The organism is Rhizobium sp. PL01 (assembly GCF_033447125.1).
Taxonomy (GTDB): domain Bacteria; phylum Pseudomonadota; class Alphaproteobacteria; order Rhizobiales; family Rhizobiaceae; genus Pararhizobium.
In genome coordinates, this window is record NZ_JAWQUM010000015.1 from 88,293 (window position 1) to 105,315 (window position 17,023).

Consider the following 17,023-nt stretch of genomic DNA (forward strand, 5'->3'; position numbering starts at 1 on the left):
TCCCGGGCGCTGCGGATGATGGTCTTGTTCTGCTGCGGTTCCCCGCAGATCAGCCTGCCAGTTTGTCCGCGTAGGCCTTCTGCTCATAGTGGTGGCCGAAGCGGCTCTTGAGGAAGGCGTCGAGGCCGATTTCTTCCTGGCGGATGAAGCCCTTGGCAGGCAGTTCGCCCTTGGCCAGCATGTCGAGAGCGGCGCAGATGCTGGATGCGGTGGTGATCTGGATGGCACTCATCATGCGGCCGGCAACAACAGCGCTGTAAACCTTGTTGGCGTAGGTTTCCTGAACCAGGCGGCCTTCCTTGCGACCAGAAACCGTCACGAAGATGATGACGACGTCCTGCATGGTTGACGGCAGCGAGTTTTCAAAGATGTCCTTCAGGACTTCGCGGCGGTGACGCAGGCCGAGATCGTTGAGCAGCGCCTTCATGATCGCGGCATGGCCGGGATAACGGATGGTGCGGTAGTTCAGCGTGCGAACCTTGCCCTTCAGCGTCTCGCACAGTGTGCCGAGGCCGCCCGAGGTGTTGAAGGCTTCGTAGGTCACGCCATCAAGCGAGAACTCTTCGCGCTCTTCGAGCGCCGGTACCTTGATCAGCTGACCTTCAACGATGGCTTCGCAGGGCTCGATATATTCGTTGATAACGCCGTCGGTGCTCCAGGTGAGGTTATAGTTCAGCGCGTTGGACGGATACTGCGGCAGGGCGCCGACGCGCATGCGTACGCTGTCGAGCGTATCGAAGCGGCTGGCGAGATCGTTGGCGACGATGGAGATGAAGCCCGGTGCCAAGCCGCACTGCGGGATGAAAGCGGTATTCGCTTTTTCAGCGATTTCCTTGACCTGGCGGGTGGATTCGACGTCTTCGGTGAGGTCGAGATAGTGCACGCCGGCCTTGGAGGCGGCTTCGGCGATGGCGATCGTCAGGTGGAAAGGAGCGGCGCTAAGAACGGCGAATTTGCCAGTGAGCAGGGCAACCATGGCGGCGCTGTCGGAAATGTCGATTTCGGCGACCGAGATGGCGTCATGCTTTTCGATCAGGGCGAGCTGTTCGGCACTGCGGTCGGCCAGCGTCACCTGATAATCGCCGGAATGGGCGAGAAGGCGGGCAATGGTCGAGCCGATCTTGCCGGCGCCGATGACAACGATGTTTTTCATAATGGGTCCCCCGAATGAATCTGTCTGTGGGCGAATTGTCTGCTTTTCTCTGGTTGATATGAAGCGATGATCTGATAAAAATGCCGATCAATAATCGGCATAGTGCCGATATGGATGATCATAATGACGTTAGCGGACAAAGACCGGCAGCTTTTAGCCATTCTCTGCGAAAATGCCCGCATGCCGACGGCGCTTCTGGCGCGAAAACTTGGCCTTTCGCGCACCACGGTGCAGGCAAAACTCGAGCGGCTGGAACGGGACGGCATCATCGCAGGCTACGGCGTACGGCTGTCGGATGATTTCGAGAAGGGCCTGGTCAAGGCGCATGTGCTGATTACGCTTGCCGCCAAGGCACTGGGGCGGGTGACGCAGGATCTGCACGATATCGAGGATGTCCGCACGCTACATTCGGTGAGCGGCAGTTTCGATTTGATCGCCATTGTCGCGTCATCGTCGATCAGTGAACTCGATCTGGTCATCGACCGGATCGGCGAGATCGACGGGGTGGAAAAGACGCTGTCGTCGATCATTCTGTCGACGCGGATCAATCGATAGGACTTCGAATGATGGTGTGTGCCGCCAGTGGCTCCTCACCCTAGCCCTCTCCCCCCGAGCGGGGAGAGGGGATGACCGAGTTTGCCGCAAGTTCCTTCTCCCCGTCTCGACGGGGAGAAGGTGCCCGACAGGGCGGATGAGGGGGTGCTGTGCCCGAGAGCTTTCCTACCCGAACAGCGCCATGCTGGCCCTCAGCGTGACCCAGACGCCCCAGAGCATCGGGATGCCGACGACGGCCCAGGCGATCATTGCCTTGCCGTCGAAGCCGCCGGTGCCAATGCCGAAGGAGCCGGTCGGGCCTGCGTTTGCCGCAGCCGACTTGGCTTGCAACGCCGCCACTTCTTCGTCCTTCATGAACCACTTGTCTGATAGTGGCCGGATGAGTGCGTTGGCGACCAGTCCAAGTGCCAGCATGCCGGCGAGAATGTACATCGTACCCGTATAGAGTTCGGGACCCGGCGCCACGCCCGCCGAAATCTGAGCCTCGCGGATATAGTTGACCACCACCGGTCCGACGATGCCGGCAGTCGCCCAGGCCGTAAGCAGACGGCCATGGATCGCGCCGACGAACTGCGTGCCGAAGATATCGGCGAGATAAGCAGGGATCGTCGCGAAACCGCCGCCATACATCGACAAAATGATGCCGAAGGCCAGGACAAACAGTGCCTTGCTACCGAGACCGGCAAGCGTCGGAGCCAAGGCATAGAGCGCGATGCCGAGAACGAAGAAGCAGAAGTAGGTATTCTTGCGTCCGATCTTGTCCGACAGCGAGGCCCAAAAGAAACGGCCGCCGATGTTGAACAGCGAGAGAAGTCCGGTGAACCCGGCGGCGATCGCCGCGATGGATGCTTTCTGTACAGTGTCCAGAGCGGCAAAGGCGACACCCGGCTGGCCGATCAGCGAGCCAGCGAAGATTTCCTGTAGCATCGGCGATGCCATGCCGATGACGCCGATACCAGCGGAAACGTTGAGGCACAGAACGGCCCAGATTAACCAGAACTGCCGGGTCTTGTGAGCATCGCGCAGATGCACGTGCTTGGTTGTTATCATCGTGCTTTTAGACGCAGGTGCAGTCCAGCCTTCCGGGCGCCAGCCAGCGGGTGGGATGCGGTAACCGAAGGCGCCGCCCATCATGAAGACGAAATAGATGACGGCCATGACGACGAAGGTCTGCCAGACGCCAGCAGACATATCGGTGCGGAAATGCGTCATCAAAAGGTTTGCCAGCGGAGCGCCGATCATGGCACCGCCGCCAAAGCCCATGATGGCCATGCCGGTCGCCATACCGCGCCGGTCGGGGAACCATTTGATCAGGGTTGAGACCGGCGAGATATAACCGAGGCCAAGGCCGATGCCGCCGATCACACCAGCGCCGAGCCACATCAGCCAGAGTTGATGGGTATAGACCCCGAGAGCGGCGACGAGAATGCCGCCGCACCAGCAGCAGGCGGAGACGAAACCGGCCTTGCGCGGGCCAGCACGTTCCAGCCAGCCGCCCCAGATGGCGGCGGAGCAGCCGAGCAGCACGAAGAACAACGTGTAGATCCAGCCGAGATCGGCGACACGCCAGTTGCAACTGGTGGTGAACAGGGCGGAGGCGAGATTCATGCTGGCGCAGGTGTCCGGCGTGGTGCCGAGCGATTTGGAAAGCGGCAGCCAGAAAACACTGAAGCCATAGGCCATGCCGATACAGAGATGGATGGCGAGGGCTGCAGGAGGCACGAGCCAGCGGTTGAAGCCGGGCTTGGCGATGATGCGCTCGCGGTCGAGAAGGCCGATCGAGCCTCCGCTGTTAAATGTATCTGTTGTTGCTGCCATTTTGGTTTTCCTCCATCCGCCCATGTCCCGTCGGGCGTCCCCTGTGAATGTCATGTCAGAGCGACTGAAGATCGTTTCGCACCACCCGCTCCTCAACGCATGTTGCCTCCTCAGCCGTTCCTCCCACCACAAGAGCAATCGGCGTGCCAAATCGGACCATTCAAGATTTCAATGGCTTATGAGGGCAAGAAGTGGGAATCGGACAAAATGTCCAAGAGTTGGCGGACACTTTGTCCGAATTAGCTGGCTTCCGGCAGCCAGATGGAGAAGGTTGTTCCTTCTCCCGTTGCACTTTGAACGGAAATGCGGCCGCTCTGGCGGGCGATCAGCCGCTGGCTGATAGAGAGGCCCAGGCCCGTTCCCTCCTGCCGTTTTGTTGTGAAGAACGGATCGAAGATCTTGCCGATCAGCTCCGGCGTCATGCCGACACCCGTATCTATGATTTCCAGTGTCACGCCCGGCTTTTCCTCGATGTCCTGGTCCAGCGTGCGGATCGTCAGGACGCCACCTTTCGGCATGGCATGAATGGCATTGACAATCAGATTGACGGCCACCTGCTGCAGCTCTGTCCGGTTCATCAAAACCAGCCGTGTGGCCCGGTCGTCGCGAACGAGTTTGATCTCGGCCTTGTGGAACAGATGCTGCACCAGCGGCAAGCAATCGGAGATCACCTCTGATGGCGCGTGGCGCTCGACATAACCGGCATATTCCTCCGGCTTGGCAAATTGTAAGAGCTTGGTGACGATCTGGCTGATGCGGTGGATTTGCTCGTCGATCAGCCGGAACTCGATCTTAGCCTCATCGGCCTTTGCGCCAAGAACGCTGCGGACGACATCGAGATTACCCTGGATGACGGCGATCGGATTGTTGATCTCGTGGGCAACACCGGCGGTGATTTCGCCGAGGGCGGCGAGTTTTTCCGACATGATCAGCTGTTTTGTCGTTGCCTCGATCTGACGGTTGGCAAGCTCCAGTTCGCTGGTCCGTTCGGCGACGCGGTCGTTCAGTTCCTCGTTCCACTCTCTGAGTTCACGATCGCGCTGTTGCAACTGGTCGAGCAAACCGTCGAGATGAAGGGCCACGCGGCCGATCTCGTCGCTGGCAGCTTTCAGCTCGGTGCGGGCGCTCATATTGCCGCCTTCGACGCGGGTAATGGTGTCACTCATGCGTTCCAGCGGCTTGAAGATCGCCCGTGCCCAGCGCAGGAAGATCGGTACGCTGGCCGCGGTGACGGCAAGGAAGGCAAGCACGATGGTCAGCAGCGTCGTGTATTTCGCCTGCCGGAACGGCGTTTCCAAGAAGCCGACATAGAGCATACCGACACGCTTGCCGAAACTGTCGACGATCGGTTCGTAGGCCGATATGTACCAGTCGTTGACGACGAAAGCGCTATCGAGCCAGGTTCGGCCTTCATCCAGCACCGCAGCGCGCACGGCGGCGGAGACCCGGGTTCCCAATGCACGGCGATCCTCAAACAGCCGCACATTGGTGCTGATGCGCACGTCCTCGAGAAACAGCGTTGCTGTGCCCTTGCTGCCTTCCGGCAGGCTTGCCTCGCGATAAACGAGGTCGTTGATCGTATCGATGAAAACGAGGTTCTGGTTGAGCAGAATGCCGCCAACGAGTGCTGCCTTTGCACCATTTGCCAGCGTCACCGGGCTGGCTGAGTGCACGACCATGCCGCGCGTTTCGCTCTTTCTGTCGGTCGGCACGGCATTGGGCGTTTCCACGAGATCGATCCGGGCGCGCTCAGCCAAGGCGGCTGACAGGGCGGTCAGTTGTTCGTTGGAGAAAATGTCGATGGCGGTCGAGGACGTGCCGTCAAGCGCCGAGATCACCACAGGCCAGGCCCCCTGCGCCTGCCCTGCTGCTCTGATCGGCTGCCCCTGACGATCGACGAGCATCAGGAAATCGAGGCCGAGCTTTTGGCGGCTCTCCTCCAAAAAAGCAGGTACAGCTGGTACCTCGCCGGAACCGACTGTGTCCCGGAAGGCGGCGGAGACGGCAAGCGCCTGGATATGCTCGCCGGTGTTTTCGAGAATGCGGGACAGATATTGATGGGCGATGGTCAGGTCACCATTGACCTTGGTGATCAGCAGCGCATCGAATTTCGCATTCCAGCGGGTAATGGCGATGCCGAGCAGAAGCGGCAGGATGACCAGCGTCGGCAGGAGTGCGATGGCCAACAGCCGGAAGCGGATGGAGCGGGCAGGGCGCTCCTGCGGGCGGGAAGTCTCAACCATTCCACACGGTGCATTTTCGGTCGATGGTCTTGCGCGAAATGCCCAGGCGCCGGGCGGCTTCATCGCGATTGCCGCTCGTTTCCTCCAGCACCGCCAGAATATGCCGCCGTTCGATATCGTCTAGCGTCTCACCGGCCGAACCGGCTTGCTGGCTGCGGCCACCACCCCGAAAATCGTCCGGGAACTTCCCGAGGATCAGCGAGCGCTCGATCAGGTTTCGCAGCTCGCGCACATTGCCCGGCCAGGCGTAGCGCGCCATCGCGGCGCGCACCGGCGCGTCGATCGGCACCTGTGGCATGCCAAGCTGCTGCGATAGTTTCTGCATGAACAGATCGGCCAGTTCCTGCACGTCATTGCCGCGATCGCGCAGCGGCGGAAGGTAGAGCTGCATGACATTGATGCGGTAGAACAGATCGGCGCGGAACCGGCCTCTCTCCACTTCTTTCTGCAGGTCGGCATTGGTGGCGAAGACGAAGCGCAGATCGACCGGAACCTCGCGCTCGGAGCCGACCGGCCGGACGCGCCGGTCTTCGATGACGCGCAAAAGCTTGCTCTGCGTTGCGAGCGGCATTTCGCCGATCTCGTCGAGAAACAGCGTGCCGCCCTGCGCATGGGTGAACAGGCCTTCACGGTTGTTTTCGGCGCCGGTAAAGGCGCCCTTGATATGGCCGAACAGCTCGGTCTCGATCATGTCGGCCGGGATGGCGGCGCAATTGACGGGCACGAAAGGCTTGTCCACGCGGTCAGACAGGGTGTGCAGGGAGCGGGCCGCGACTTCCTTTCCGGTCCCGGACTCACCGGTCAAAAGTACCGAAGTCGGCAGTGGCGCCACCCGTGCGATCGTATCGCGGACATCACCGATCACCCGCGATGTGCCGATCAGCCGGTCGCGCAAAAGGATATGATCGGAGGTCGCCTTCAACTCGTAGCGCAGCACAAAATTCTCGCGCTGCAGCCGCATGCGGTCGAGGCAGCGGGCGACGGAATTGAGGATCTGGTTGGAGCGGAAGGGTTTGAGCACGAAATCGACGGCACCGGCGCGCAAAGCCTGGATCGCGGTTTCGAGATCGGCAAAGGCGGTAATCAGGATCGCCTCGGCAAAGAAGCCGATGGCCCGCTGCTCGGCCAGCCAGTCGACGCCATTCTTGCCGGGCATGATGTTGTCGAGAATGACGACGTCGAAATGATGGGCATCGAGCTTGCGCGAGGCCTCGTCGGTATCGGCCGCTTCCTCGATCCGCTTGCAGCGCGGGCCAAGTGTGCGGACAAGGAAATTGCGCATGCCCGGCTCGTCGTCGACGATCAGGATGGATGCCTGCGCAAGCCACGGGCCGAACTCCGGATCGCGCTCCGGCACGGACGTTTTTCGCGCTGCCTCTCCCTGCAAAAGTCTCTCCCTCTTTTGACAATGCCGACCATAGCAAGGCTGGCGGGAGGTACAAAGCCGTTTCGAGTTTCTTTCGCGAAACAGCCAGATTGCTTGCTGCAGATATCTCCCGTTGCCGCAATTGATGGACGTAGTTTATTCGCCGTCTCGATTCTGATAGGTGCCGGATCGAATGAGCTGACTGAGGGGGACTTCGATGACTGCGCAGGAAATTCCGGACCATGATGCCTGGAGCGCCTGGCATCCACTGGACCTGACCAGCCGGCTCAGCGGCGTGTCCAAACCATGGTGCATCGTTGGCGGATGGGCCCTCGATCTTTGGCATGGGCACCAGACCCGCGATCACGACGATCTCGAATTCACGGTGTTGCGCGAGGATGTCGGTTTTTTTCGCCGGACATTACGGGGGCTCGATTTCTATACCGCCGGAAGCGGCGTCGTGACGCCCCTACCTGAGAACGCAGAGCCACCGGCCGATATCGCGCAAATCTGGTGCCTGGACAGCGTCGAACGCCGCTGGCGGGTGGATATGATGCTCGAGCCCGGAACGCCACAGACATGGGTCTGCAAACGCGATCCGCAAATCCGTGCGCCACGCAACGAATTCGTTCGCTCAACTGTGGACGGAATTCCCTATCTGGCGCCCGCGCCAATCCTTCTTTTCAAGGCAAAATACCGCCGCGCCAAGGACGAGGCCGATTTTGAAAATGCCTTGCCGAAGCTTTCCTCGCCGGAAAGAGCTTGGTTGAAGGCTAGTCTCGAGGTGGTGCATCCGGGGCATGACTGGATTGGTGTGCTGTAGGGGGCGATTAGCCCCCAGCCTACCGGACCTTCAATCCCAGCTCAGCCAACAATTGCCCTGCCTGATCGCGCGAGATCGTTGCGCCTTTGAATTGTTTGGCGTTGAGCAGGCGGATGCCGCCGAGATCTGCGCCGCGAAGGTCGGCGCCTTCGAAGCGGCAGTCGACCAGATTGGCGTCGCGCAGGCTGCAGTCTTGGAAGATCGCGTCGCGGAAATCGCATTTTTTGAGGTCGGCCATCTGGAAATCGAGGCCGGTCAGGCGGGACTTTCGAAAGGAGAGACCGGGCAGCCTAGCGTCGGCCAACCTTGTTTCATTGAAGGTCAGGTTGAGCGTTTTCGTTTCGGACAGATTTGCGCCTGTGAGCTTGCACCGTTCGAACCGTGAGCCGGTCAGCGTTGCGCCCCGGAAATTGCTGTTGTTGAAGTCGCAGCCCTCGATTTTGCTTTCCGACAGATCGCAGCCGGTGAAATCGGACACCCCGCCCTTGCAGCTCGACCAGGTGGTGGCGCTGAGTTTTGCTCCGGTGAAATTGGCCTGCTTGACGTTGCAGGCCTCGAACACCCAGCCGTCCAGCGTCAGTCGCGAGAGATCGGCTTCCTCGAGGATGCAGCCGACCAGCCTGTGCGGCAGTCCGGTTTTCGACAGGAATTCGACGGCCGAGCGATCAAGCGCGCGGTTCTCAAGGGTATTGGCCGGTGAAATCGGAGATAGGTCCGGGGAGGTGGATGGCGCCATGTCGCTGTTCCTTATTCGTGATCGAGGAAACACGGCGCAAAACCACGTACCTCGCCGACCACTGCTGATCAAACCGGTACCGTGGAAACCAGGGAGGGTCATAAGCTGCTGATTGCAGGGACCGGATTACCAACCGGCCCATCTTTTTCGGTATTGCTGCATACCGCACAGGTTGATCAGGTTCAACGTGGAAAGGAAACGCGGCCGTGTATCAATCGCTGAAGCCGGCCTCCAACATGGCCTGATCGACGTGTTCTGACGGCTCGGAAGGGCGTGCTGGGCTGTCAGGTCGTTTGATGATGGCTGCAGCGGATAGGACCAGCGGATCGAAGCCGGCATCACCCTGTTCGATCAGTTCGAAGAAGGCCTTGCGCATGCGCGGCTCCCAGAACTTGTTGATGTGCGTGGCGATACCCTGAACGCGCTCAGCCTCGGGCTGCGACTTGAAGAAAGTGGCGATCTGGTTGGCCATGCGGACGAGTTTGCCATTGGTGTTATCAAGCGACATCGGCGATGGCTCCGGATTGAATGCGGTGGGGGTTGGTAAATATCTCGAAATCGGCGCCGCGCACCAGTGCGATCAGTGTCATGCCGGCCTCATCGGCCGTGCGGATGGCAAGCGCCGTCGGTGCGGATATGGCGATGATGAAGGGGCTGCCGATAATGGCGGTCTTCTGCACCATCTCGACGGAAACGCGGCTGGTGACGACGACGGCGCCGGTTGATCCAGCATATCCGGCCCGCGCCGCAGCGCCCACCAGTTTGTCCAGCGCATTGTGGCGGCCGACATCTTCGCGCACGGCGATCAGGCCCTTGCCGGGCACATAGAAGCCGGCGCCATGCACGGCGCGCGTCTCGAAATGCAGCGGTTGCTGGCCATTGAGCAGGGCGACGGCCTCGATGATCTGCTGTTCCGATAAACGAAGCGTCGAACCAGATACACTCGGCGTCTTGCGCACGGCCTGCTCGATCGATTCGATGCCGCAGAGGCCACAGCCGACCGGCCCGGCCATATGGCGGCGGCGGGACACGAGCGCCTCGTTCTGCTCGTCCCTCAGTATGATCTGAAGGTCGATGCCCTTTTCATCCGCAATAGCCTCGGTCGATTCGATGTCCGAGGGATCGGTGATGATCCCCTCGGTCAGGCTGAAACCAACGGCGAAATCCTCGAAATCACCGGGCGTCGCCATCATCACGGCATGGGTCGAGCCGCCATAGGAGAGCGCAATCGGCGTTTCCTCCGGCACCACGCGGGAGCCGGCCGTCAGCTTACCGCCGCGATGGGCGGTTTCCGGAACGGTCTGGGTGAGCTTCAACCCTGTCATTGAGATGCCTACTCCGCCGCCTCCAGCTTGCCGGCGATGCGGCGGGACTGGCGGGCTTGTTCGTCGTAGTCCACCTGCCATTGCGACGGGCCGTTCGATGGCGAGATCTGGACTGCTGTCACCTTATACTCCGGACAGTTGGTTGCCCAGTCGGAGAAGTCGGTGGTGATGACGTTGGCCTGCGTCGTCGGGTGGTGGAAGGTGGTGTAGACGACACCGGGGGCGACGCGGTCGGTGATCAGCGCGCGCAGCGTGGTATCGCCGGAGCGGCTCTGCAGCTTCACCCAGTCGCCATCGCGCACGCCGCGCAGTTCGGCATCGTGCGGGTGGATTTCCAGCCGGTCTTCCTCGTGCCAGACGACGTTGTCGGTGCGCCGGGTCTGGGCGCCGACATTGTACTGGCTGAGAATACGGCCGGTGGTGAGCAGCAGCGGGAAGCGCGGGCCGGTTTTTTCGTCGGTCGCGACATATTCGGTGCGGATGAACTTGCCCTTGCCGCGCACAAAACCGTCGATATGCATGATCGGCGAACCGAGCGGCGTCTTCTCGTTGCAGGGCCACTGCACGGAGCCCATCTTTTCCAGATAGTCGTAGGACACCAGCGCGAAGCTCGGTGTTGTTGCGGCGATCTCGTCCATAATCTCGGACGGATGGTTGTAATTCCAGGCAAGGCCCATCGCCTGCGCCAGCTTCTGGGTCACTTCCCAATCGGCATAGCCGTTGCGGGGCGTCATGACGCGGCGGACGCGGTTGATGCGGCGCTCGGCATTGGTGAAGGTGCCGTCCTTTTCGAGGAAGGTCGAGCCCGGCAGGAAGACATGGGCGTAATTGGCGGTTTCGTTGAGGAACAGGTCCTGGACGACGACGCATTCCATGGCGGCCAAGCCAGCCGAGACGTGCTTGGTGTCGGGGTCTGACTGAAGAATGTCCTCGCCCTGGATGTAGATGCCCTTGAAGGATCCATCGACGGCAGCATCCAGCATGTTGGGAATGCGCAGGCCCGGTTCGTTGGAGATTGTGACGCCCCAGAGCTTTTCGAAGATATCCCGGGTCGCATCGTCGGAAACGTGGCGATAGCCCGGCAGTTCGTGTGGGAAGGAGCCCATATCGCAGGCGCCCTGGACGTTATTTTGGCCGCGTAGCGGGTTCACGCCGACGCCCGGACGGCCGATATTGCCGGTCGCCATGGCGAGGTTGGCGATGCCGATGACTGTCGTCGAACCCTGGCTGTGTTCGGTAACGCCGAGGCCGTAATAGATCGAGCCGTTGCCGCCGGTGGCAAACAGGCGGGCAGAGCCACGGACTTCTTCTGCCGGAACGCCCGTAAGCTGTTCGATGGCTTCCGGGCTGTGATGCGGTTCGGCGACGAAGGCTGCCCAATCCTCGAATTCAGACCAGTCGCAGCGTTCGCGGATGAATTTTTCGTCGAACAGGCCTTCGGTGACGATGACATGGGCGAGTGCCGTAACGATGGCGACGTTGGTGCCGGGGCGCAGCGGCAGATGATGCGACGCCTTGATGTGCGGCGAGGAGACCATGTCGGTACGGCGCGGATCGATGACGATCAGCTTTGCGCCTTGGCGCAGGCGCTTCTTCAGACGCGAGGCAAAGACCGGATGGCCATCGGTCGGGTTGGCGCCGATGACGATGACGACATCGGTATGTTCGACCGAATCGAAATTCTGCGTGCCGGCCGAGGTGCCGAAGGTGGCGCCGAGACCGTAGCCTGTCGGCGAGTGACAGACGCGGGCACAGGTATCGACATTGTTGTTCCCAAAGCCCGCGCGGATCAGCTTCTGGACGAGATAGGTTTCTTCATTGGTGCAACGCGACGAGGTGATGCCGCCGATTGATTCACGGCCGTATTGATACTGGATCCGGCGGAATTCGGAAGCCGTATGGGCCAGCGCCTCTTCCCAGCTGACTTCGCGCCAGGGATCGCTGATCTTTTCACGGATCATCGGGTTGAGGATGCGTTCCTTGTGGGTCGAATAGCCGTAGGCGAAGCGGCCCTTGACGCAGGAATGGCCGCGATTGGCCTGTCCGTCCTTCCACGGCACCATGCGGACCAGCTCTTCGCCGCGCATCTCCGCCTTGAACGAACAGCCGACGCCGCAATAGGCGCAGGTGGTGACGACGGAATGCTCGGGCTGGCCGATGGCGATGACGGACTTTTCAGTCAGCGTCGCGGTCGGGCAGGCCTGGACGCAAGCACCGCAGGAAACGCATTCCGATTCCAGGAAGTTTTCGTGCATGCCGGGCGAAACGCGGGAGCCGAAACCACGGCCCTCGATGGTCAGCGCAAACGTGCCCTGAACCTCTTCGCAGGCGCGCACGCATCGCGAACAAACGATGCATTTCGACGGATCATAGGTGAAGTAGGGATTAGACTCGTCCTTCGGCATCCACTTGGCGTTGACGTCGCCATTGTTGCGCGCCTTGACGTGGTTGTCGCCTTCATAGCCGTAGCGCACATCACGGAGGCCGACAGCACCGGCCATGTCCTGCAATTCGCAGTCACCATTGGCGGCGCAGGTCAGACAGTCGAGCGGGTGGTCGGAGATATAAAGCTCCATGACGCCCTTGCGAATGTCCTTCAGGCGGCTGGTCTGGGTGTGGACTGTGATGCCGGGGGCGACAGGCGTGGTGCAGGATGCCGGCGTACCATTGCGGCCTTCGATTTCCACGAGACAGAGGCGGCAAGAGCCGAACGCATCGACCATGTCGGTGGCGCAGAGTTTCGGCACCTTGATGCCGACCTCCATCGAGGCGCGCATAATCGAGGTGCCCTCCGGCACGGTGATCTCGTTGCCGTCGATGGTCAGCGTTACCATCTTTTCCGAGCGGGAGGCGGGGGTACCGAAGTCGATTTCAGAGACGAGGGGCATGGGAATTACTCCGCAGCTTCGACAAGGGGAGCCGGGCGGAAATCGTCCGGGAAGTGGTTCATGGCGCTGGTCACAGGATAGGGCGTGAAGCCGCCGAGCGCGCAGAGCGAGCCGAATTTCATCGTGTTGCAGAGGTCGGCGAGCAGCGCGAGGTTCTTTTCGGGTTCGATGCCCTGGGCGATCTTGTCAGCGGTTTCGACGCCACGGGTGGAGCCGATGCGGCAGGGGGTGCACTTGCCGCAGGACTCGATGGCGCAGAACTCCATGGCGAAGCGGGCCTGTTTCAGCATGTCGGCGGTGTCGTCGAAGACGGTGATGCCGGCATGGCCGATCAGGCCGTCCCTGGCGGCGAAGGCCTCATAGTCGAACGGCGTGTCGAACAGGGCACGCGGGAAATAGGCGCCGAGCGGGCCGCCAACCTGTACGGCCTTGACCGGCCGGCCCGTCGCGGTGCCGCCGCCGATCTCATCGACGATCTGGCCGAGCGTCAGGCCGAAGGCTGCCTCATAAAGTCCGCCATGCTTGACGTTGCCGGCGATCTGGATCGGGATCGTGCCGCGCGAGCGGCCCATGCCAAAGTCTTTATAATAGGCCGAGCCCTTGTCCATGATGATCGGAACAGAGGCGAGCGAGATGACATTGTTGATGACAGTCGGACAGTTGAACAGGCCCTTGTGAGCCGGTAACGGCGGCTTGGCGCGGACGATGCCGCGCTTGCCTTCCAGTGAATTCAATAGCGCAGTTTCTTCGCCGCAGACATAAGCGCCGGCGCCTGTGCGGATTTCGATATCGAACGCCCGGCCGGAGCCGAGCACCGATGCGCCGAGAATACCGGCGCGCCGGGCGATTTCGACGGCCTCTGTCATCGTTGCGATGGCATGCGGATATTCCGAACGGATATAGACGAAACCCTTGGTCGCAAGCGTTGCCAGACCAGCGATCGTCATGCCCTCGATCACGACAAAGGGGTCGCCCTCCATGATCATCCGGTCGGCGAAGGTGCCACTGTCGCCTTCATCGGCATTGCAGACGATGTATTTGCGGTCACCGGCCGTATCGAGCACGGTCTTCCACTTGATACCGGTCGGGAAACCGGCGCCGCCGCGACCACGCAGGCCGCTTTCGGTTACTTGTGTCACCACGTCGGCTGGCGCCATCGCCACGGCCTTGGCAAGACCCTTCAGGCCGTCATGGGCCTTGTAGTCCTCCAGCGACAAAGGATCGACGATGCCGCAGCGGGCAAAGGTCAGCCGTGTCTGGTTTTTCAGGAATGGTAGTTCCTCGGTTTTCCCGAGACAGAGCGGATGGCTGCTGCCCGTCGCCAGGCCTGCATCCAAGAGAGAGGCGACATCCGAAGCCTTGACCGGACCATAGGCGATGCGCCCATCAGGCGTCTCGACTTCGACCATCGGCTCCAGCCAATGCAGGCCGCGCGAACCGTTGCGAACGATCGTCGCATCGATGCCGCGGGCTTCGATGTCTCGCGACAATGCCTTGGCAACCCGATCAGCGCCGAGCGCGAGTGCTGCCGCATCCTGGGGAACGAAAATCCGTACGCTCATGCCCGCACCTCCGCAACGAGGTCACGTACTGCGTCCGCATCCAGCCTTCCGTGCACCTCGCCGTCGAGCATCGCGGCGGGTGCGGTGGAACAGAGCCCGAGACAATAGACGGGTTCGAGCGTTACTGCGCCATCGAGTGTCGTCTGGTGGAAATCGATGCCCAGCAGGGACTTGACCCGTTCGGCCAGCTGGTCGCCGCCCATCGACTGGCAGGCCTCGGCCCGACAGAGTTTCAAGACATGCCGGCCCGCAGGGTGATCGCGGTAATCGTGATAGAAGGAGACGACACCGTGCACTTCGGCGCGTGACAGGTTGAGTTCGCGGGCAATGATCGGCAGGGCCTCCTGCGGCACATAGCCGAATTCGGCCTGGATCTCGTGCAGGATCGGCAGAAGCGGCCCTTCGAGCGACTTCATCGCGCTGACGATATCCAGCGTCCGTTCACCGATATCACGACTTGATACATGCAGGTTCAACGTTCAGACCTCCCGAACTGAAATGAACAATTGGTCGTAATCGGCGATCCCTCAAATCAAACGAAGCCCCTCCAGACCATCGTTTCATTCCGATTCTTGGTTCAAAAGGACCAAAAAACACGCGGTTTCGCAGCTCACGCACTGAAAGACAGCGTGTCAGCAGGCTGAGGGAGGGTCAATAGGCGTATTCCGTTAAGCGATAGATGTTTTCTATCAAAGCGCCTGGGCATCGGCCAGAATGCGCGCCTCATGCAGCAGCGCCGAGACGAGCGGCGTAAAGGGTTCCCGGTGCGTCGCGACCAAGCCGACCGTGTGCCGGGCGTCCGGCTCGATGATCGGGATGAGCTTGATTTCCTCGTGAAAACCGAATGATTTCGCGACGTTATAGGGCATAATACTGGCCCAGTGACCGGTGCGCACATGAGAGAACAGGACGATCATCGAGTTGGATTCCAACGTCGGCGACACGGTGACGCCAGCTTCCGCGAAATGCTGGTTGATGATGCGCCGGTTCTGCATATCGGCGGTCAACAGACAAAGCCGAATGCCGCCGACTTCCTTCCAGGTCACAGTTTCGCGATCCGAAAGGGGAGATCCCGCAGCGGTCACCAGATGGTAGCGCTCCACCTGCAGCGGGACGCTGGTGACCCGCCCAAGCGGCTCGTTTTCCAGATAGGTGAGGCCGGCGTCGATCTCCAGGTTTTCGAGCAGGCCGAGGATTTTCAGCGATGTGGTGGAGAGGATGGAAAAGGTGACGTCCGGGTGCTTTTCCTGAAACGGTGCGGTGATGCGCGGCACCATGGCAAGCGTCGTCGGTACTGCGGCCAGCCGGATATGACCGACCAGACCGCGCCGGGCCGCGCGCATTTCCTCATGCATGGTGCGGGAATCACCGACGATCCGGCGGGCCCATTCCAGCACACGCTGGCCTTCCGGCGTCAGGCTCTGGTAGCGCGAGCCGCGATTGACCAGCATCACGCCCAGCTGGTCCTCCAGCTGCTTGATCGCGGCCGATAGCGTCGGCTGGGTGATACCGCAGAGATCGGCGGCGCGGCCGAAATGGCGCTCCTGCGCAAGCGCAATGAAGAATTCCAGCTTGTCGATCAATCGCCACCCTCCCCGACGCTAAAACCTGCGCTCAGCAGATCAATTGACCGCCGTTCACTTCCAGCACCTGGCCGGTGATGTAACCCGAGAGCGCGTTCGAGGCGAGGAACAAATAGGCCGGCGCGCAATCCTCTGCGGTGCCCAGCCGTTGCAGCGGAATGGTCTTGCGGGTGGCTTCGAGCTTTTCGGCGGATGAGTAGCGTTCATGAAAATCCGTGGTGATCGTTCCCGGCGAAACGCAATTGACGCGGATGCCGTCCGGCGCCAGTTCGCGGGCAAGCGCCTTGGAATAGGTGGAGACGAAGGCCTTGGTGGCGGAATAGATCGCCGATCCGGCACTGCCGCCGGTGAGTGCCGAAATCGACACCGTGTTGATGATCGCCGGATGGGTACCACGCCGGATCAGCGGCAGCAGCGCGCGGGTGGTCTGGACCACCGAGGTCTGGTTCAGTTGCACCACCGTCTCATATTGTTCGTCAGTCAGGTCACCGGCAAGAAACCGCCCGACCATCGTGCCGGCATTGTTGACGAGTATGTCGATCGTCTGGAATCGCGAGGCAATACTGGTGGCGAGCAATTCGATGCCGCCTGCAGTCGAGAAATCGGCATAGGAGAGGAACGCCCGGCCTTCGGTCAGCGCCGCATCGAGAAAATCCGGCAACGGCTCTCGCGCCGTGCGTCCGCCATGCAGATAGACGGTTGCGCCGCAATCGAGAAACTGGCGTGCGACCTCCAGGCCGATGCCGCGGCCGGCGCCGGTGACGACGACGTTCAGACCTTTGAACAACGATGGATGAAACATTGTAAGTACCTCCCGCGACCGACAGGCTGTCGCATGATGACAGGAATTGCAACGCGGCGGGGTTCCCTTCTTTGAGAAGGGTTCATTTTCAAGCACTCGCCGCGTTTATGAAATTGCGCTGCTTTCGTTTTTGCATATTATGAAAGAAAACGAAAACGACGGGGAGGAA

Annotated in this window: 14 protein-coding genes; 2 read left to right on the forward strand and 12 right to left on the reverse strand. The window is 60.9% G+C overall.

The genetic code is table 11. From position 1 onward, the window contains the following. Positions 1–49: 49 nt before the first annotated feature. Positions 50–1,153, reverse strand: coding sequence for a saccharopine dehydrogenase family protein (locus R6X40_RS28105; protein ID WP_318418092.1), 1,104 nt, complete (start codon positions 1,151–1,153; stop codon positions 50–52). Between the two features lie 123 nt (positions 1,154–1,276). Here R6X40_RS28105 and R6X40_RS28110 point away from each other — a divergent pair, with 123 nt between their 5' ends. After that, on the forward strand, positions 1,277–1,708 hold the full coding sequence (locus tag R6X40_RS28110) for an Lrp/AsnC family transcriptional regulator (RefSeq protein WP_318418094.1): 432 nt from the start codon (positions 1,277–1,279) through the stop codon (positions 1,706–1,708). Positions 1,709–1,873: 165 nt separating this feature from the next. Here R6X40_RS28110 and R6X40_RS28115 read toward each other — a convergent pair whose 3' ends face one another. The 3 genes from R6X40_RS28115 to R6X40_RS28125 form a co-directional block, all read right to left on the reverse strand. Then, entirely contained in the window at positions 1,874–3,526 is a 1,653-nt protein-coding gene (locus R6X40_RS28115; RefSeq protein WP_318418096.1) for an OFA family MFS transporter, read from the reverse strand. Between the two features lie 239 nt (positions 3,527–3,765). Beyond that, positions 3,766–5,769, reverse strand: coding sequence for a cache domain-containing protein (locus R6X40_RS28120; protein WP_318418097.1), 2,004 nt, complete (start codon positions 5,767–5,769; stop codon positions 3,766–3,768). After that, positions 5,762–7,156, reverse strand: coding sequence for a sigma-54 dependent transcriptional regulator (locus tag R6X40_RS28125; protein ID WP_318418098.1), 1,395 nt, complete (start codon positions 7,154–7,156; stop codon positions 5,762–5,764). Before R6X40_RS28125 ends, R6X40_RS28120 begins: the two co-directional genes overlap by 8 nt. Positions 7,157–7,352: 196 nt before the next feature. Here R6X40_RS28125 and R6X40_RS28130 point away from each other — a divergent pair, with 196 nt between their 5' ends. Continuing rightward, on the forward strand, positions 7,353–7,958 hold the full coding sequence (locus tag R6X40_RS28130) for a nucleotidyltransferase domain-containing protein (RefSeq protein ID WP_318418100.1): 606 nt from the start codon (positions 7,353–7,355) through the stop codon (positions 7,956–7,958). A gap of 19 nt (positions 7,959–7,977) precedes the next feature. Here R6X40_RS28130 and R6X40_RS28135 read toward each other — a convergent pair whose 3' ends face one another. From R6X40_RS28135 to R6X40_RS28170, 8 genes are all read right to left on the reverse strand, one after another. Continuing rightward, positions 7,978–8,694: a pentapeptide repeat-containing protein gene (locus tag R6X40_RS28135; protein ID WP_318418102.1), complete on the reverse strand. Its 717-nt coding sequence runs from the start codon at positions 8,692–8,694 to the stop codon at positions 7,978–7,980. A 211-nt stretch (positions 8,695–8,905) separates the two neighbouring features. Continuing rightward, positions 8,906–9,202 (reverse strand): formate dehydrogenase subunit delta, encoded by a 297-nt coding sequence (locus tag R6X40_RS28140; protein ID WP_318418104.1) that lies wholly within the window; start codon positions 9,200–9,202, stop codon positions 8,906–8,908. Then, positions 9,192–10,019, reverse strand: coding sequence for a formate dehydrogenase accessory sulfurtransferase FdhD (gene fdhD, locus R6X40_RS28145; protein ID WP_318418106.1), 828 nt, complete (start codon positions 10,017–10,019; stop codon positions 9,192–9,194). The genes R6X40_RS28140 and fdhD overlap by 11 nt, the downstream gene beginning before the upstream one ends. An 8-nt stretch (positions 10,020–10,027) precedes the next feature. Next, on the reverse strand, positions 10,028–12,907 hold the full coding sequence (gene fdhF, locus R6X40_RS28150) for a formate dehydrogenase subunit alpha (RefSeq protein ID WP_318418108.1): 2,880 nt from the start codon (positions 12,905–12,907) through the stop codon (positions 10,028–10,030). A gap of 5 nt (positions 12,908–12,912) precedes the next feature. Next, the gene (locus R6X40_RS28155; RefSeq protein ID WP_318418110.1) at positions 12,913–14,469 is read right to left on the reverse strand and encodes an NADH-quinone oxidoreductase subunit NuoF; all 1,557 of its coding nucleotides are present in this window, start codon (positions 14,467–14,469) and stop codon (positions 12,913–12,915) included. Continuing rightward, positions 14,466–14,885 carry a formate dehydrogenase subunit gamma gene (locus R6X40_RS28160; protein ID WP_412178482.1) on the reverse strand — a complete coding sequence of 140 codons (420 nt, stop codon included), beginning with the start codon at positions 14,883–14,885 and terminating at the stop codon, positions 14,466–14,468. Before R6X40_RS28160 ends, R6X40_RS28155 begins: the two co-directional genes overlap by 4 nt. A 273-nt stretch (positions 14,886–15,158) precedes the next feature. Then, positions 15,159–16,052: a LysR family transcriptional regulator gene (locus R6X40_RS28165; RefSeq protein WP_318418113.1), complete on the reverse strand. Its 894-nt coding sequence runs from the start codon at positions 16,050–16,052 to the stop codon at positions 15,159–15,161. Positions 16,053–16,083: 31 nt separating this feature from the next. Beyond that, on the reverse strand, positions 16,084–16,854 hold the full coding sequence (locus R6X40_RS28170) for an SDR family oxidoreductase (RefSeq protein WP_318418115.1): 771 nt from the start codon (positions 16,852–16,854) through the stop codon (positions 16,084–16,086). Between the last annotated feature and the right edge of the window lie 169 nt (positions 16,855–17,023).